The 17,034-nt window shown below is 65.4% G+C and carries 13 protein-coding genes; 8 read left to right on the top strand and 5 right to left on the bottom strand.

Going from position 1 to position 17,034, the window contains the following annotated elements; all coding sequences use genetic code 11:
- Positions 1–4 precede the first annotated feature (4 nt).
- Positions 5–1,564 carry a carbon-nitrogen hydrolase family protein gene (locus QD280_RS13570; RefSeq protein WP_043334381.1) on the bottom strand — a complete coding sequence of 520 codons (1,560 nt, stop codon included), beginning with the start codon at positions 1,562–1,564 and terminating at the stop codon, positions 5–7.
- Positions 1,565–1,920: 356 nt separating this feature from the next.
- On the opposite strand from QD280_RS13570, the gene QD280_RS13565 reads away from it, so the two are divergent.
- Together QD280_RS13565 and QD280_RS13560 are read left to right on the top strand one after the other, a co-directional pair.
- Positions 1,921–2,643 carry a glutathione S-transferase N-terminal domain-containing protein gene (locus tag QD280_RS13565; RefSeq protein WP_279839650.1) on the top strand — a complete coding sequence of 241 codons (723 nt, stop codon included), beginning with the start codon at positions 1,921–1,923 and terminating at the stop codon, positions 2,641–2,643.
- Between the two features lie 166 nt (positions 2,644–2,809).
- Entirely contained in the window at positions 2,810–3,499 is a 690-nt protein-coding gene (locus tag QD280_RS13560) for a glutathione S-transferase C-terminal domain-containing protein (RefSeq protein WP_279839649.1), read from the top strand.
- Between the two features lie 114 nt (positions 3,500–3,613).
- Here QD280_RS13560 and QD280_RS13555 read toward each other — a convergent pair whose 3' ends face one another.
- Positions 3,614–4,528, bottom strand: a complete 915-nt coding sequence (locus tag QD280_RS13555; RefSeq protein ID WP_054555676.1) for a LysR family transcriptional regulator — start codon at positions 4,526–4,528, stop codon at positions 3,614–3,616.
- A gap of 593 nt (positions 4,529–5,121) precedes the next feature.
- On the opposite strand from QD280_RS13555, the gene modA reads away from it, so the two are divergent.
- The 4 genes from modA (at position 5,122) to QD280_RS13535 (ending at position 8,899) form a co-directional block, all read left to right on the top strand.
- Positions 5,122–5,922: a molybdate ABC transporter substrate-binding protein gene (modA, locus tag QD280_RS13550; RefSeq protein WP_131432673.1), complete on the top strand. Its 801-nt coding sequence runs from the start codon at positions 5,122–5,124 to the stop codon at positions 5,920–5,922.
- Between the two features lie 174 nt (positions 5,923–6,096).
- The gene (gene modB, locus QD280_RS13545) at positions 6,097–6,789 is read left to right on the top strand and encodes a molybdate ABC transporter permease subunit (RefSeq protein WP_054555674.1); all 693 of its coding nucleotides are present in this window, start codon (positions 6,097–6,099) and stop codon (positions 6,787–6,789) included.
- Positions 6,782–8,020, top strand: a complete 1,239-nt coding sequence (gene modC / locus QD280_RS13540) for a molybdenum ABC transporter ATP-binding protein (protein ID WP_279836809.1) — start codon at positions 6,782–6,784, stop codon at positions 8,018–8,020. The genes modB and modC overlap by 8 nt, the downstream gene beginning before the upstream one ends.
- Positions 8,021–8,083: 63 nt before the next feature.
- A complete protein-coding gene (locus QD280_RS13535) occupies positions 8,084–8,899 on the top strand; it encodes an MOSC N-terminal beta barrel domain-containing protein (protein WP_279839648.1) in 816 nt (271 codons plus the stop codon).
- Between the two features lie 148 nt (positions 8,900–9,047).
- Here the strand turns inward: QD280_RS13535 and QD280_RS13530 are convergent, their stop codons facing one another.
- Complete coding sequence (locus tag QD280_RS13530; RefSeq protein ID WP_279839647.1) at positions 9,048–10,022, bottom strand: histone deacetylase; 975 nt, start codon at positions 10,020–10,022, stop codon at positions 9,048–9,050.
- Complete coding sequence (locus QD280_RS13525; RefSeq protein WP_279839645.1) at positions 10,006–12,165, bottom strand: alkaline phosphatase D family protein; 2,160 nt, start codon at positions 12,163–12,165, stop codon at positions 10,006–10,008. The genes QD280_RS13530 and QD280_RS13525 overlap by 17 nt, the downstream gene beginning before the upstream one ends.
- A gap of 272 nt (positions 12,166–12,437) precedes the next feature.
- On the opposite strand from QD280_RS13525, the gene QD280_RS13520 reads away from it, so the two are divergent.
- On the top strand, positions 12,438–13,094 hold the full coding sequence (locus QD280_RS13520; protein WP_279839644.1) for an oxidoreductase: 657 nt from the start codon (positions 12,438–12,440) through the stop codon (positions 13,092–13,094).
- A 51-nt stretch (positions 13,095–13,145) separates the two neighbouring features.
- Positions 13,146–15,908 carry a sensor histidine kinase gene (locus QD280_RS13515; RefSeq protein ID WP_279839643.1) on the top strand — a complete coding sequence of 921 codons (2,763 nt, stop codon included), beginning with the start codon at positions 13,146–13,148 and terminating at the stop codon, positions 15,906–15,908.
- Between the two features lie 57 nt (positions 15,909–15,965).
- Here the strand turns inward: QD280_RS13515 and cra are convergent, their stop codons facing one another.
- Positions 15,966–16,973, bottom strand: a complete 1,008-nt coding sequence (gene cra / locus QD280_RS13510) for a catabolite repressor/activator (protein WP_279839642.1) — start codon at positions 16,971–16,973, stop codon at positions 15,966–15,968.
- Between the last annotated feature and the right edge of the window lie 61 nt (positions 16,974–17,034).

The following is a 17,034-nucleotide window of genomic DNA, read 5'->3' as shown; positions in this document are numbered from 1 at the left end:
CGGCTCAGTCCTGACGGCTGCCGGACTTCCACGACCAGTCACGCAGACGCAGCTCGAAGAGGTCCTTGCGGCGGTCCTTGAGGTTGGTCACCGAGCCTTCGCTGCGCACCACCTTGAGACGCTCCAGATCGAGATCCGAGAACATGATCATCTCGGTGTTCGGCGTGGTCTCGGCCATCACTGCGTCATGCGGGAAGGAGAAGTCCGACGGCGAGAACACCGCTGACTGGGCGTACTGGATGTCGAGGCTCTCGATGGACGGCAGGTTGCCGACGCTGCCGCAGACCACCACGTAGCATTCGTTCTCGATGGCACGCGCCTGGGCGCAGTTGCGCACGCGCAGGTAGCTGTTCTTGGTGTCGGTCCAGAACGGCACCATCAGGATGTCCATGTCCTGATCGGCCAGCAGGCGCGACAGTTCCGGGAACTCCACGTCGTAGCAGATCAGCATGCCGATGCGTCCGGCGTCGGTCTCGAACACGGCCAGTTCGTCACCGCCCTTGATGATCCAGTCGCGGCGTTCCTGCGGCGTGATGTGCAGCTTGGCCTGACGGTCGATCTCGCCATCGCGGTGACACAGATAGGTGACGTTGTAGAGCTCGTTGTCGTCGCCGATCTCGACCATGGAACCGGCCACGATGTTGATGTTGTAGGCCACCGCCATGCGCGAGATTTCCTGCTTGAAGCGCTCGGTGAAGCCGGCGAGGTAGCGGATGCAGCGCACCGGGTCACTCTGGTCTTCCAGCAGGCCGATCAACGGCGTATTGAACAGCTCCGGGAAGACGGCGAAGTCACTCTGGTAATCCGACAGGGCGTCGACGTAGTACTCGACCTGTTGCAGCACGGATTCGACACTGTCGAACTTGCGCATCTGCCACTGCACGGCGCCGACGCGAATCATCGTCTTGCGGCTTTCCAGCACGCGCTCGGCGGGCTCGAACAGGATGTTGCTCCACTCCAGCAGCGTGGCGTAGCCCTGGGAATCCTCGTCTTCCGGCAGGTACTGGCGTAACAGGCGCTTGACCAGGAAGCCGTTGGCCAGCTGGAACGACAGGATGGGGTCGTGGATCTCGCGACGCTCCACCTTGTCGATGTACTCGGAGGGCGAGAGCTCGGCGGCATATTCGTGGTATTGGGGGATGCGTCCACCGGCCAGAATCGAGCGCAGATTCATCGAGCGGCACAGGTCCTTGCGCGCCTCGTACAGGCGGCGACCGAGGCGATAGCCGCGGTAGTCGACGTCGATCAGCACATCCAGACCATAAAGCGCATCGCCATCCTCCTTGTTGAGGATGATCTCGCGCTGGCCGATCAGGTCGTCGTACTTGTGCGGGTTGGAGAAGGCGTCGTAATCCACCAGCGCCGTCAGGGCGACGCCGACCAGTCTCTCGCCATCCTCGATCACGATCTGGCCATCGGGGAATTCGGCGATCAGGCGGTTGATGGTGTGCTCAGGCCAGGCGCCACCGATGTCGTCGTAGATGCCGTCCATCAGGCGCTTGAGCTGGGGGTAGTCTGATTCCTGCAGGTTGCGCAGGTTCAGGTGCAGGTCTTCGACGGACATCGAGACTCCTTGGAAAATGAAGAGAGGGGATCAGGGCAGGAAGTGGCTGGCGCGAAAGCGATGGGCCCCATTATTCGCGCTGTCGAGGCCGGGTGTCATCAATATCCTTTGGTCAATGTCCGGCCCTGGTCATGCAACCCTCATCAATGGGTCCAACCTCGCGTCACTGCAAGGGCCGGCGAGCCCTGGCGCCCTGAATGGCGCTCGGTGCGATATTGAACGAATGCTCATTTTGCTTGCATTTGCGCGGCACAACGTCCAAAACATTGCCAGGGGCAGGACGCGCGCAGCGAAGTCACGCCGTTCACATCAAGCCTCAATGACAACAGGCCTCAATGACAACCAAGGAGTCCCGCATGACCCCAGCCCTCTATGAATTGCGTGGCCGTGATGACCGCCTGCGTTTCTCGCCGTTCTGCTGGCGCGCACGTCTGGCCCTGGCGCACAAGGGCATCGAGGCAGAACTCGTGCCGATGCTGTTCACCGACAAGAGCCCGATCGACTTCTGCGATTCCACCACGGTGCCGGTGCTCAAGGATGCGCACGGCGTGGCGATGGACAGCTATGACATCTTCAAGCATCTGGACGCGCATTATCCGAACGCCGGCAATGGCCCGCTGATCGGTGATGCCCAGGCGCAGGCACGCCTGAACTTCGTCAAGGTATATACCGAGCAGGTCATGGCGGTCGGTTTCTTCCGCCTGGTGGCGCTGGATCTGCTTGCGGCCATCCACCCGGATGACCGCGAGTACTTCCGCACCAGCCGCGAAGCCCGCTTCGGCATGCCCTTCGAGGAATTCAACAACGTCGAGGCCGCACGCGGCATCCTGGACAGCGCCTTCAAGCCGCTGCGTGGCCTGCTCGCCAATCAGCCCTTCATGGATGGCGATGCCCCGGCGGCGGCGGATTACCTGGTCTTCGGCTTCTTCATCTGGGCACACATCGTCTCCGATACCTCGCCCTTCGGCGAGACGGAAGATGCGGGCGACCCGCTGGTGCAGTGGCGCGAGCGCATGATGGACCTGCACGACGGCATGGCGCGCAAAGCGCCGCGTGCCAGCGAGATTCCGCAGTCATAACACCTTCAGTAACGTTCGCAGTAACCCCCGCAGTAAAGAACATGCTCGCAATGCCCCTGGTGAAAAGCTGCACGAGGGGCCTGGCGATGAGCATGATCTCCTCGATGGCTCGAACGCTCATGGGCGTTCGAGCCATTTTGCTATGTCCTTGCACAGGAGCCCACAGATGATTGATCTGTATTACTGGACCACACCCAACGGCCACAAGATCACGATCTTTCTGGAGGAAGCCGGTCTCGAGTATCGCCTCATGCCGGTGAATATCAGCAAGGGTGAGCAGTTCGCGCCGGAGTTTCTGGCCATCTCGCCCAACAATCGCATGCCGGCGATCGTCGATCATGCGCCAGCCGATGGCGGTGAGCCGATCTCGGTGTTCGAATCCGGTGCGATTCTGGAGTATCTGGCCGACAAGTCCGGCAAGTTTCTGGCGCAGGAAACTCGTGCCCGCAATGACGTGCTGCAGTGGCTGCACTGGCAGATGGGTGGCCTGGGGCCGATGCTGGGTCAGGTGCATCACTTCAAGCACTACGCGCCAGAGCCGGTGGAATACGCCATCGAGCGCTATCACAAGGAAGGCGAGCGCCTCTACGGCGTGCTGGAGCGCCAGCTTGCGGGGCGTGACTTCGTGGCGGGGGACGAGTTGAGCATCGCCGACATGGCCATCTGGCCGTGGCTGAAGGCCGAGAAGCAGGAGATCGATCTGACGCGCTTCCCGGCGGTCGCCGCCTATCGTGCCCGCATCGCCGCGCGTGATGGCGTCAAGCGGGCGATGGCGCGTATCGATGACATCAATCCGGCCGCCAATGTGGCGATGGACGATGAGGCGCGCCGTCATCTGTTCGGCCAGCAATCCTGACGGGCAGTCAGTGCTGCTGTGAAATTGTGGAATTGTGAAGCTGTGAAGTCGTGAAGCTGAGAAGTTTGAAGCAACCGCTGATCTGTCGGCCTGCAGAGTTGTCAGGCCGACAGATCAGCGGGTCCAGTCCGTCGGCACACGACGGCGGATATGGTCGAGCAGCGCGCCGAGCTTGCGCGGCGGATGGCCGAAGGGATAGTGCAGGCTGACCGGAATCGACGGCCCCTTCCACTCGGGCAGGCAGGCCTCGAACTGTCCCGGGTGCGCCGTCGCCCGGGTGCGCACGTGGTAGTCCGGCAGCAGGCCGATACCGGCACCGTGCGCGATATGGTCGGCATGCACCACCACGTTGTCGACCGTGAAGCGTGACGGTGGCAGGCTCAGGCGATACTCGCCTTCCTCGGGGTGATTGAGCACCAGATTGGGATGATGGCGGTCGATCAGATTGACCCAGTCATGGGAGGTCAGCTCGCTGGGGTGCTGCGGATGGCCGTGCTGGCGCAGATAGCTGGGGTGGGCATAGAGATGTTGCTGCTGCTGACCCAGGATCTCCTCGCGCAGTCCGGTGTCCTTGGCCGGCCCTTCCCACAGCCACAGCATCACCTGGTCGTCATCGCGTGACGGCGGCAGATGGTTGGCGGTCAGGGTCAGGCGAATGCCCGGATACTCTTCGATGAAGTCGGTCAGCACATGATTGAACCAGCCACGCAGGAAGTGCGGGTGCGCGCTGACGGTGATATCACCGCTGATCTCCTCGCGCAGTTCATCCAGCGCGATCTGCGAGCGCTCGCCCAGCGACAGCATCTGCTGGCAATACTGATAGAACAGCGTGCCGGCCTCGGTGGGAATCAGGCGATTGGCCTGACGATGCAGCAGTGGCTGGCCTAACTGGTGTTCGAGATGACTGATCCGGCGGCTGAGCGTGGACTTGGAGATACCGAGATGCTCGGCTCCTGCGCCCAGATTGCCGTAGCGCATGATGGCATCGAAGGCACTGAGGCCCTGAAATTCGTCAAGTACTGGAGGCATGACTTGGTGGCACCCGCCGCTGTTGTCTGCCGTTGAAGCGGCAAATAGCGTGAAAGAAAGCATGAAAGCAGGAATCGCGTCGTTGCTGGGGTGTGGGCCAGCGTCTCCCTGCCATTTTGGCCAGCATTGTAGCCGATCTGGTCGAGCGAATGGCATACATGTGAGTGATTCGCGTTTGCCTGTAGCCGGATGCGGCGAAACATCCGCCAAGCGGTGCCGTCGCTGACCAGCCCAAGCCTGATGGCAGGCGTGTGCTGACAAGCAGGCAGCGAGCCTCATGCCGCTGGCGTTCGACAATCAGGGTTGGCGGTTTCCGCGCCCCGCGCGGCAATTGCGCCCACATGGGATGCACATGGCGAGCGAGCGCGGCATCATGGCGAGATCAATGCGCAGCAGGCCTCGTCGCTGCGTCTCACTGTTCAAGGACCCTGTAGATGTCATTCGCTACCCGCTTGCGCGCCCGGGCCGCCTTGCTTGCCTCTCCGCTACGGCTTGCGTCATCAGCGCCAACTCCTTCATCAGTGCCACCTCCTTCATCAGCGCTATCTTCTTCATCAGCGCTGTTGAGGGCCGCCAGCCTGGCGGCCCCGTTGATGCTGGCACTGCTGGCCGCGCCGGTTCAGGCAGACGAGCGCCCCCAGATTCGTGTCATGGCCGCCGCCTCGCTGCATGATGCGCTGGATGCCATCGAGGCGCGCTACGAGCGTCTCGCCGACGTGGACATCATGCCGGTCTACGCCTCGTCCTCGACCCTGGCGCGTCAGCTGGCCAATGGTGCCCCGGCGCAGCTGTATCTGTCGGCCAATGAGCGCTGGATGGACTGGCTGGAGCAGCAGGCCGGCATTGTCGTCACCGGGCGTCACGACCTGCTGGGCAACCGTCTCGCGCTGGTCGCGCCCGGCCCCAGCCAGCTGGATGCCAGTGTCAGCAACGCCGAGGACGTCACCGATGTGGCCGAGCGTCTCGCCGCCACCGGCAGCAACACTCGCCTGGCCGTCGGCGACCCCGACCACGTGCCTGCGGGCATCTATGCGCGTCAGTCGCTGGAAGCGCTGGGGCAATGGCAGACGCTGCGCTCGCGCCTGGCCAGCGCCGAGGACGTGCGCGCCGCGCTGGCGCTGGTCGAGCATGGCGAGGCCCCGCTGGGGATCGTCTATGCCACCGACGCCGCCATCAGCCATCGGGTGCACCAGATCGGCCTGCTGCCGGACAGCAGCCATGACCCCATCCACTATCCTGCCGCCTTGATCAGCCGTGGTGGTGATGCGCCGTCGACACAGGCCGAGGCCTTCGCGGCCTGGCTGTCCAGCAACGAGGCCGGTGCCATCTTCCATCGCTTCGGCTTCAGCACGCTCGCCCATCAGGCTCCTGCTGCGCAGCCAGAGGCCGACTAGCCGCTGGATCAGCGTCGAGGTGCCTTGCGTCATACGCTGGCATGTCATCGACAAGATGAGGCCGCTACACTGGGAGCCTGCTGTCACATCGGCGTGATCAAGGCGGGCAGGGCTGTCTGCCGGCGCTTCGCGTCACGTCATGTGCGAGAACCTGTCTTCGTCTGAGGAAGATCCATGCTGAGTGCGCTGGAATGGGAAGCCCTGAGCCTGAGCCTCAAGGTGGCTTGCGTCGCGGTCGGCCTGAGCCTGATTCCCGGTTTTGCGGCGGCCTGGTGGCTGGCGCGACGTGAGTTTCGTGGCAAGGCGCTGGTCGATGGTCTGCTGCATCTGCCGCTGGTGTTGCCGCCCGTGGTGGTCGGTTATCTGTTGCTGGTCACCTTCGGGCGCAATGGCGCCATCGGCCAGTGGCTGGCCAGGATCGATATCGTGCTGCCCTTCACCTGGCAGGGCGCGGCGCTGGCGGCGGCGGTGATGGCCTTTCCGCTGATGGTGCGCGCGATGCGCCTGTCGCTGGAGGCCATCGACCCGGGGCTGGAGGCCGCGGCCCGCACCCTGGGCGCCAACCCGCTGCGCGTGCTGTTCACGGTGACCATGCCGCTGGCGCTGCCGGGCATTCTCACCGGCGGCATGCTGGCCTTCGCGCGTGCGCTGTCGGAGTTCGGTGCCACCATCACCTTCGCCGCCAATATCCCCGGCGAGACCCGCACGCTGCCGTTGGCGCTCTATACGCTGATCCAGACCCCGGGCCAGGAAGGTGCCGCGGCCAGGCTGTGCGCCATCGCCGTCGTCATCGCGATGCTGTCGCTGCTGGCCTCCGAGTGGCTGGCACGTCGCGCGCGACTGCGCATGGAGGGGCGTGATGCTTGATTTCCACCTCCATCGTCAGCAGGGCGCCTTCACGCTGGATGCCACGCTCAAGGTGCCGGCGCGCGGCGTCACGGCGCTCTTCGGGCGCTCCGGCAGCGGCAAGACCACCATCCTGCGCCTGATCGCAGGTCTCGAACGTCCCGACCATGGCCACCTGCGCCTGGATGGCGAGTGCCTGACGGGCGGCGAGAATGATATCTTCGTGCCGGCGCATCGTCGCAGGCTCGGGGTGGTCTTCCAGGAGCCGCGCCTGTTTCCGCATTACAGCGTGCGCGGCAACCTCCGCTACGGCATGCCGCGCGCCCTGACACCCGCCCAGCGCCAACAGAATCAGTCACGTCTGCATGAGATGGTGACGCTGCTGGGCATCGAGGACCTGCTGTCGCGCATGCCCGGCCAGCTGTCCGGTGGCGAGGCGCGGCGTGTCGCGATCGGCCGCGCCCTGCTGTCACGCCCGCGCATGCTGTTGCTGGATGAGCCGCTGACCGGCCTCGACGGCGCTCGCAAGCAGGAGCTGCTGCACTACATCGCGCGGCTGGCACGCGAGATCGAGATTCCGATCCTGTTCGTCAGTCATGACACCCGCGAGCTGTTCGCGGTCGCCGACCGCCTGGCGCTGGTGGACAACGGCCGCATCACCGCCAGCGGCGAGATCGGCGACATGCTGTCACGGCTGGACCTGGCGCCGCAGACCGGCCGCTTCGAAGCGGGCTCGCTGCTGACCGCCGAGGTGCTGTCGCACGATGATGACTGGCAGCTGACGCGTCTGGGGCTGGGCGCCGGGCTGAGCCTCAAGCTGGCGCGGCTGGCGATGCCGGTGGGGCGTCGTGTGCGACTGCGACTGCGGGCACGTGACATCAGCATCGCGCTGGAGACGCCGACCCATACCAGCCTGCGCAATGCCTTGCCGGCCGTGATCCACGAGATCGAGAGCGAGCGCGGCCATGCCAGCGCCGAGCTGGTGCTGGGCATCGCCGGCCAGCGGGTGAGGGCGCGAGTCGATCGTCTGGTGTGTCAGGAGCTGGGCCTCAAGGTCGGGCTGGGCGTCAAGGCGCTGATTTCCAGCGTGGCGCTCTCGGGCCCCGACGTGATCAGCCTGGACGCCATGGATGACGACATCCCTGTGGTGAATGCGGCCCAGCCGAGTGCGGCCCAGCCGAATGCGACACAGACAAATACCGCACAGGCCAAGGCGCCAAATGACGCAGGCTCTGCTTCGTCCGCGAGCTGACACTGCTCGTACGCACCGTTCGCTGACTTTCTGAATTGATGGACTCTGGCAAGGAAACCTCTCATGCAGTTGACCCACCTGTGGCGCTATCCCCTCAAGTCCGGCGCCGCTGAGGCGCTTGAGACAGCGACGCTCGGCGAGGAAGGTCTCACGCAGGACCGCCGCTTCGTGGTGGTCGCGGCGCGTGGCAAGTTCGTCACCGCGCGCACGCATCCCCAGCTGCAGCGGCTGGCCTTGCGCGAAGACGCCAGCGGCCAGTGGCGACTGTGGCATCTGGATCGCCCCGAATGCGGCAGCGTCAGCTTTGCCACCGATGACCAGGCCGAGCGTCTCGACATCCAGGTGTGGGCCGATCGGTTCACTGCCTTGAGCGTCAGCTTTGAGGCTGATGCCTGGCTGAGTGAGCAGGTCGGCATGCCGGTCAGGCTCAGCTGGTTGGGCGAGCGCTCGGAGCGCTATCGCGAGATCATCGCGCAGCGCGTCAGCGCCGCCGACGGCTTCCCGTTGTTGCTGGCCAATCAGGCTTCGTTGGCGGCGCTCAACGCCCAGACCTCGAGTGCGGACCATGGCATGGATCAGTTCCGCCCCAACCTGGTGATCAGCGGCGCCGAGGCATGGGCCGAGGATGGCTGGCAGGAAGTGCGCATCGGCGAGGCACGCTTCACGCTGGTGTCTTCCTGCACCCGCTGTGCGATGGTCAATGTCGACCCGGCGACGGGCGACAAGCGTGGCGACGGCGAGCCGCTCAAGACGCTGGCACGGGTGCGCCGCTTCGCGGATGGCCAGGTGCACTTCGGCTACAACCTCGTCGCGCTCGATCCCTCGCGCAAGCCGACCTTGCGTGTCGGCGATGAGGTGGAAGTCACCGCCTTCAAGTGATGTCGTTGGAATCTTGCCTACAGGCCTGAACGAAAACGCCCGCCATCCTCGATGGCGGGCGTTTTCGTTGAGGGGACGCTTGGCAAGACAGTAGGCGAGGCGCTTGGCAAGACAGTAAGCGAGGAGGTAGGCACGACGGTATGCAAGCTCAGGCCGGTGGCCCGAACAGGGCAGGTTGGCCATGCGCCTCGCGCCAGACATCCAGCGCCGCACGGTGCAGCTGGCTGTGGCGCCATGCCAGCGCCTCGATATCGCGGTCATAGCCGCCGCCGATCACGCAGGCCACGGCGGCGCCCGCCGCGCGACAGCGCTGGATGACATGCCGCTCGCGGCGGTAGAGGCCGCTGTCGCTCAACTCGAGATGGCCGAGCCTGTCCGCGGCATGCGGGTCGACACCGGCATCGAAGATCACCAGCTCCGGGCGTACCCGCGCCAGCACCTCCTCAAGCGTACGCTCCAGCACCGCCAGATAGTCCGTATCGCCCATGCCCCTGGGCAAGGGCACGTCCAGGTCACTTTGCTGCTTGCGCGCCGGGAAGTTGCTCTCGGCATGCAGTGACAGCGTGAAGACCCGCGGCTCGTCGGCGAAGATCAACGCCGTGCCATCGCCCTGATGCACATCGAGATCGACGATCAGCACGCGCTTCACGCCATCCTCCAGCGCCTGATGCGCCGCCACGCCGATGTCGTTGAGCAGACAATAGCCGCTGGCGGCCTCCGGGTGGGCGTGATGGGTACCGCCCGCGGTATTGCAGGCCAGTCCGCGCTTGAGCGCTTCGCGTACGGTGGTCATGGTGCCACCCACGGCCAGCACGCTGCGCTCACGCAGTGCCTCGCTCCACACGAAACCGCTGCGCCGCTGGGCCTGCGCGCTCAGGGTGCCAGTGAGAAATTCATGCACATAGCGGCGGGTATGCACGCTGAGCAGGTCGTCCTCCTCGGCGGGCTGGGGCATCACCCAGTCGACGGCCGAGGCGCAGTCGGCCAGCTGGCGGTCGAGCAGGCGCTTGAGCACGCTGAACTTGTCCATCGGGAAGGGATGCTTCTCGGGCAGCGCTATCCGATAGCCGGGATGGTGAATTAGCGCCAGCGGCGGGCAGTGGGCATCAGCGGCGGGGCACAAAGTGCACCTCCTGTCCGTCGGTGGTCAGCTGGCGGATGGCGGTGGGACGGCCGTCGCTGTCCAGATCGACCAGCCCGATGCCGCAGGCGTTCAGCAGGCGTTCGCCCTGACTGGCCGCGTCGTGACGGCGCGGCGTGACGCGCATGTTGCGCCGGCGCGTCAGCAGATTGAGCGGTGAGCGCGGGGCGTACAGCCAGCGATTGAGACGGTCGAGCACATCCAGCAGGCCGACCGGGAAGCGATTGCGGATGCCGCTGCTGGTGATCTGCCAGATGCTCGGGCTCGAACGGCGATGCTTGAGGCGCACATCGTAGGCGAAGGAGTAGTGCACATCGCCGGACAGGATCACGAAGTTCTGTGGCGTGCGCGAGTGGCGGAAGATGTTGAGCATCACGCTGGCCGCGCCGCGATGCGCCATCCAGTTCTCGGCATCGACCATCAACGGCTTGCCCGCCAGCGTGAACAGCTTCTGGATGCTCTCGATCAGCTTGACGCCGAACATCGGCGCCGGGGACACCAGCACCACGGCCGGATGGCCGACCAGCCGTTGCTGGAGCTCGCTCAGTGCCTCCCAGTCCATCAGCCCCGAGGGATGCGAGAGCTTGCGCTCGCTGCGCCAGCGGCGGGTGCGCGTATCGGCCACGATCAGCGGCGGCGTGGTGTCGAGCTGATAATCCCAGCTCTCACAGCGATGCAGGTGGGCGATCAACGCCTCCTGACGCTCGACATCAAAATGGCCGTCTACGGCCTTGTCAGTGCCAGTCAGGGCATGAGTGAACAGCGCCCGGGTCTCCTCCAGCAGCTCTGCCAGTGGCTCCGGCCCATTGCCGGCGGCCTGACACAGCAGATAGCCGGTCAGCGCATTGCCGATGATGCGGCGCGAGAAGGGGTGGCCATAGGCGGCTTCCTCCCAGGCGGCGCTGAGGTTCCAGTCATCGGTGACATCGTGGTCATCGAAGATCATCAGGCTGGGCACATTGGCCAGCAGGCGACGAACCTGACCGAGTCCGCCACAGAAGCGCCGCAGATGGCGGGCCTCGGTGGCATGGCGCTCGCGGGTGGCGTCGTCATGGCCCTCGAGCGCCGAGGGATCTTCCAGCGTGATGCCCAGTGCCTCCCACGGCACGTCAGACCACACCAGCAGGTACATGGCGATGACTTCCGACAGGCCGATCAGGTGGTTGTCGGCACCGGTGGAGGTGAAGATGGGCTTGCGCTTGGCACCGAAGAAGCTGGCGGCCACACCTTCGTTGGCCGGCATGTCCGGCAGCAGCTGCGGGCGGTGGTAGAGGTGCGAGGGGTGCTGGCGCAGCTCGCGAGTGTCGGAGACCTCGGCCTCCATCAGCGTCTCCTCCGGCAACCCCAGCCCCGCGATCAGCTGATCGATCGCGCCCAGCATCGGCCCCGCGACATCGTCGGCGTAGATCTGATCGCCGGTGAACAGCATCACCTCCGGCCACTCGGCGACGCTCTCACGTCGCTCGCTCAACCAGCGATCCAGCGCCACCAGTCCGTCGCCACCCGGGCCCTTGGGCGGTGGCGCCTCAAGGCGATCGGTCGACGCAGCGTCTTCTGCACTCTGCTGCGCCTGCTGCTCGTCGTCGCTCAAGCCGTGATGCGGCTTGCGGCAACTGCCATGCGCGACACGCGTCAGGCGTGACGGCAGACGAAAGCGCGGCAGGCTTTCACCGGGGTAGCAGATCTGTGGCGCCCAGTCGGCGATGCCCTGCCATTCGGGCGTGTCTGTCGATGATGCTGACGCTTCCGTTGACGTTGTCGCTGTCGCTGACGGCTCCGCCAGGCCCAGCTCGTAGGCGATGGCGCAGTCGGCAGGCAAGGGCGTGTCGGGATGCGCTTCGATCAACAGCAGCCAGGCGTGCTCCCCCAGCGGCATCGCCAGATGCTCCGTCAGCCGACAGCTCGGTGCTGTCGGCAGGCCATCCTCACCTCGCGTGGGAGGTGTCGCGTCCTGCTCCGGCAGCAGCCACACCCGCGCCTGCTGTGGGCGAGAGGTCACCAGCCACAGCATCACGCCCTCGGCGGTGACACGGCGCAATATCGGGCCTGCCAGCACGCGGGGCAGGGCAGCAGTCGGTGTGGGAGAGCCGTTGGCAGGCAGCGAAGCGGACGAAGTGGCAGACATGAAGCAGGCTCGATGGCAGGTGGAGACGGATAGCGGTCAGCTGACTATTATCAGCTGACGCTTAACAAGCGATAGCGTAACAGGCGACGAACGCCAGCCATGGGCGCAGGCGTGGGCCTGGGCCTGGGCCTGGGCGTATGAGTGGCTCCGTGCGTTGAGTGTGACAACTCGTCGTGGCGCGAGGTTCGCAGGCTCGCAAAGCATGCGCGAGCTAGCGTAAAGTTGGGCCCTTGAATGCACATGGCGTTCGCACAATAGCATGGGAAACCGGCATGAATGATCCATCGGCGAAGCGCCTCGTGAGTCCGCTGTCCAGGCCCGTCAATCGCGGGTACGGCTCGCGCAGCTCCATCTGGCGCAAGGTCGCCCTGGCAACGAGCCTGATCGCGACCCTGTCAGCGAGTCTCTTCAGCCCTGCGGCCCTGGCCGCCGAGGCGCCGCTGGCGACAGGCGAGCGCCACGTGCTGGCGGCCAATGACTGCCTGCCCGCACCCAGCGGGCCGGTGGTGTTGACGGTCGAGGGCGCTGTCAGCTGTGGCAATGCCGGTTCCCTGCAGGCACCACGGGCGCGTTTCGATCTGGCGATGCTCGAGGCCATGCCGTCGCGCGTGGTGGCCACCCACACCCCCTGGACCCAGGGACGTGTCAGCTTCTCCGGCCCGCTGCTGCGCGAGCTGGTGGCGCGGGTGTCTGAAGATGCCAGGGGGCTCAAGGTGCGGGCACTGAATGACTTCGTGGCCGAGATTCCCCTCAGCGACATCGAGGACTTCGATGTCCTGCTGGCCACGCGACGCGACGGCGAGCGCATGCCGGTACGGGATCTCGGGCCCTTGTTCGTGCTGTATCCCTTCGATGCTCATCCGGAATTGCTCAATGAGCAGGTACGCTTTCGCAGTGTCTGGCAGGTCACCGGGCTGACGCTGGAGTGAGTGAGGGCTGGCGCCTGACCCCTCAGGCGCAAGATGACATGGAGTCATGCAGTGAATCAGTCGCAGGATGAAAGATCCCCGCTTTCAGGCACCGCTGCTGATCAGTCCCTTGCTGATCAGGGCATTGCCGCGTCGGGTGTGGGCGGAAGCGGCAATTCCCCCGCGCGCTGGCCGCTGTGGCTGGGCATGGCGATCAGCATCCTGTGTCTGCTGGCCTCCATCGGCATCGGCGGCACCATCCTGCACAACCAGGTCAGTCTGGAAGACCGCACCCGCGACGACGCCGTCTGGTCGATCTACAAGCTGGATCGCGAGGCGGTCAGCCTTTCCTCCTCGATAGCGCGCTATCGCGTCGCTGGGCCAGCCGATCGTGCCAGTATCTGGAATGAGGTGCTGCAGAATTACGAGCTGCTCTACAGCCGCACCTATATCTTCCGGCGGGGGGATTTCCAGCGCCACCTGATGACCCTGCCGGCCGTGCCGCTGCTGGCCGATGAGTTGATGAGCCAGATCGAGTATCTCGATCTGCGGCTGGAAAAGTGGCGGCATGGCCCGGTGTTCGAGGGCACGGGCCCGGTGCAGGGCGCCCAGGCTGACGACGCTTCCGCAGACATTGACGCTGCACAGCGCTCCCAGGTGCTGGGGCCCGAGGGTCGCGAGGCGGCGGAGTTCCAGAAGCTGAGCGATGCACTGGCCGATACCACCCAGACGCTGTTGTTGCGGGTACGTGCACGTCTGGCCGAGGAGCTGGCCCACGAGCGTCAGAGCCGCGACAGCCTGGTGCAGCTGATGTTGCTGCTGCTGGCGCTGATGCTGCTGGCCACCTTGATGGTCTGCCGTCAGGTCTGGCTGCAGGCCCGCGGGCGTGAACAGGCCCGCCTGCAGATGCTGGCGATGTCGTCGGCTCTCAAGCACGAGGCGGCGCGGGCCGAACAGGCCAGTCGCGCCAAGTCCGAGTTTCTGGCCACCATGAGCCACGAGATTCGCACCCCGCTCAATGGCGTGATCGGCATGAGCGAGCTGTTGCTGGCCGAACCGCTGCAGAGCAGTGCGCATCGCTATGCCAGCAGTCTGCGCGACAGCGGCGAAGTGCTGATGGGGCTGGTGGATGATGTCCTCGACTTCTCCAAGATCGAGGCCGGCAAGCTCAGCGTCGAACGACGTCCCTTCGAATTGCACACGGCCATCGATGGCGTGATCGACCTGCTGCTGCCGCAGATGGACAGCACGCGCATCGTCTTCGATGACCGCCGCTCCGCCCAGCTGCCCGAGCAGGTCATGGGCGATTCGGTGCGTCTGCGTCAGGTGCTGCTCAATCTGCTCTCCAATGCCTTCAAGTTCACCGAGCAGGGGCGTGTCTGTCTGCTGGTCGAGGCATTGCCGGCGGGGCGCGTGCGCTTCGAGGTCGATGACACCGGCATCGGAGTCAGTGAAGAACAGGCCGCCCAGCTGTTCGAGCCCTTTACCCAGGGCGATGCCTCCACTGCGCGCCGCTTCGGCGGTACCGGACTCGGGCTTTCGATCTCGCGGCGGCTGGTCGAGTTGATGGGCGGGCGACTGGGCCTCAAGCAACGCCCGGGCAAGGGTGCCTGCTTCTGGTTCGAGCTGCCGCTGCCACGCGCCGCGGCGCTCAAGCGACCGGCCTTCACCTCCGCGCCCCTGCCGCTCAGCCGTGGCGAGCATGTTCTGGTAGTCGACGACAATCACATCAATCGCGAAGTGGCCCATTCCATGCTCAGTGGCCTGGGCTACACGGTGACGACGGTCGACAGTGGCGAGGCGGCGCTGGCGTGGTATGCGCGCCAGCGCGATACGGTGCTGGTGCTGCTCGACCTGCGCATGCCGGGACTGGATGGCTTTGCGGTGGCGCGGCGTTGGCGCGCCATGGAGCACAGTGACAGGCGTGCGCCGAGCCTTATCGTCGCGATGACGGCCAATGTGGCGGCGGGGGAGCGTGCGCGCTGCCTCTCGGCGGGCATGAACGACTTCCTGTCCAAGCCGATCCGGCGTCAGCAGCTCGCCAGCATGCTGGCGCGCTGGCAGTCGGGCAGCCAGGACCTCGGCGAATGGCGCGTCAATGCCCTCGCCAGCACCCAGCCCTTCGACCCGATCAACTATTCCCCTACCACCGAGCGACCGCCCCGCTTCGAGGCACCGCCGGAAACCGGTGAGGCACTCGCGCGTGCGGCGTCACTGGTGGCATCACTCGATTCCCCCGCTGCGCGGCGTCGCATGATCCATGAGGCCCAGGCGCGTGCCACTGAGGCTGAAGCTGAAACTGAGACTGAAGCTGAAGCTGAAGCTGAAGCAGACAAGGCCAGTGAGCCGTCGGCGGCTGGCCCCATCGAGCGGCGTGAGCCTGAGGGCAAAGGCGAGAGCGAAGGCGAAGGCGAGGGCGAACGGGAAGGGGTAGAAGGGGGACACACGCGCATGAACACAGGGGAGTCGTGGACATCTGGCGGGTCAGCGGCGGAGCTTGCGCAGGCCGCGACGCCTGCGCTGCGGGATGAACTGGATGCCGACAGCATCGCGGCCCTCGAGGCGGCCTTCGAGGAGCAGCTAGAGCAGCAGTCCCAGCGCCTGTCGCGGGCGGTGGATCATATGGACCTGAAGCAGCTGCAGCATGAAGCCCATCTGCTCAAGGGCAGCGCCGCCACCCTGGATCACGACCTGCTACGCGATGCCGCCCTGCAACTGGAGCTGCTGCTGGCATCCGACACGCCGCGCACTCGCATCGAGGCCGCGGTGGCGGCGCTGCTGGCCGAGATTCGTGATCACCGCATCGCCCATGATGCCGGCCAAGCCTGGCGCTAGTGATGGTAGGCGCCAGCAAAGCCGCCCTCGGCCAGACACATCACCTCAGGCATCACCTCAGTGCTGGCGGCGGCGCAGTTCGCGTTCCACCAGCGTCACGCCGGGCGTGGTCTGGCCCTGAATGCCCTGCAGCGCCAGCGTCAGCGTCGCATCGGCGATCTGCTGGTGACGCTGGGGCAGTGAATGGATCGGCAGCGGCAGGAAGTCGAGCAGGCGGTCGTCGCCGAAGCTGGCCATCGCCTTGGGCGGATTGGCCGGCGGCCCCTCGGCGAACAGCACATCAAGCACGCCATCCATCAGGGTGTAGGAGGCGGTGACGATGGCGTCCGGCAGCGGTGAATGGCGGAGATGCTCGGTCAGCGCCGCCGCGCCTGCCTCGCGCTCGTAACGCGCGGCATGCAGGGTGGTGGCCTCAAGCTCGCTGCTGCCGGTGCCCTGCTGATAGTGCGCCAGCGCCGCCTGCATGCCGCTGGCGCGCGCCCGCGTGATATCGATCTCCGGCAAGGCATCCAGCCACAGCAGTCGCTGCGGCGCGTGTTCCAGCACGGCTTCGGTCAGCTGGCGGGCGGCATCTTCGTTGTTGCTGACCACGCTGGCGAAGTGGCGCGTATCCAGCGCGCGATCGACACCGATGACCGGGAAGCCATCCAGCGCCAGTTCGCGGTAGAAGGGGTCATCGGGGGACAGGCAGCTGGCGGTGATCAGCGCATCGACCCGCCGCGCCTTGAGCATGCGCGCCAGCTCGCGCTCGGTTTCCGGTTCATCGTCGGAGCAGACGATGAACAGCTGATAGTCGCGCTCACGCGCCCCGCGCTCCAGCAACTTGGCCAGGCGGGCATAACTGGCGTTCTCCAGGTCCGGCAGCATGAAGCCCAGCGTGCGGCTTTCGCCACGCCGCAGCGCGGCTGCCTGGGCATCGATCCGATAGTGATGACGTTGTACCACCGCCATGACGCGCTCGACCGTCTGGGGGCTGATACGTCGTGCTTGTGCCTGCCCATTGACCACATAACTGGCGGTGGTGCGTGAAACGCCTGCAAGACGCGCGATTTCTGCCAGGGTCATGCCACTGTCCTTGCTGGAAAGGGGGAACGGGATCTGCGTGCTCCATGTGCGAGGAATGATG

It is taken from the genome of Cobetia sp. 1AS1 (assembly GCF_029846435.1).
Taxonomy (GTDB): domain Bacteria; phylum Pseudomonadota; class Gammaproteobacteria; order Pseudomonadales; family Halomonadaceae; genus Cobetia; species Cobetia amphilecti.
Note: the sequence above shows the minus strand (reverse complement) of the source record. Positions and strands in the feature narration are given on the sequence as shown.

Excerpts from the sequence above, each read along its gene's own strand:
- QD280_RS13570 (WP_043334381.1), bottom strand. The coding sequence starts at position 1,564 with ATGTCCGTCGAAGACCTGCACCTGAACCTGCGCAACCTGCAGGAATCA.
- QD280_RS13565 (WP_279839650.1), top strand. The coding sequence starts at position 1,921 with ATGACCCCAGCCCTCTATGAATTGCGTGGCCGTGATGACCGCCTGCGT.
- QD280_RS13560 (WP_279839649.1), top strand. The coding sequence starts at position 2,810 with ATGATTGATCTGTATTACTGGACCACACCCAACGGCCACAAGATCACG.
- QD280_RS13555 (WP_054555676.1), bottom strand. The coding sequence starts at position 4,528 with ATGCCTCCAGTACTTGACGAATTTCAGGGCCTCAGTGCCTTCGATGCC.
- modA (WP_131432673.1), top strand. The coding sequence starts at position 5,122 with ATGCTGGCACTGCTGGCCGCGCCGGTTCAGGCAGACGAGCGCCCCCAG.
- modB (WP_054555674.1), top strand. The coding sequence starts at position 6,097 with ATGCTGAGTGCGCTGGAATGGGAAGCCCTGAGCCTGAGCCTCAAGGTG.
- modC (WP_279836809.1), top strand. The coding sequence starts at position 6,782 with ATGCTTGATTTCCACCTCCATCGTCAGCAGGGCGCCTTCACGCTGGAT.
- QD280_RS13535 (WP_279839648.1), top strand. The coding sequence starts at position 8,084 with ATGCAGTTGACCCACCTGTGGCGCTATCCCCTCAAGTCCGGCGCCGCT.
- QD280_RS13525 (WP_279839645.1), bottom strand. The coding sequence starts at position 12,165 with ATGTCTGCCACTTCGTCCGCTTCGCTGCCTGCCAACGGCTCTCCCACA.
- QD280_RS13520 (WP_279839644.1), top strand. The coding sequence starts at position 12,438 with ATGAATGATCCATCGGCGAAGCGCCTCGTGAGTCCGCTGTCCAGGCCC.
- cra (WP_279839642.1), bottom strand. The coding sequence starts at position 16,973 with ATGACCCTGGCAGAAATCGCGCGTCTTGCAGGCGTTTCACGCACCACC.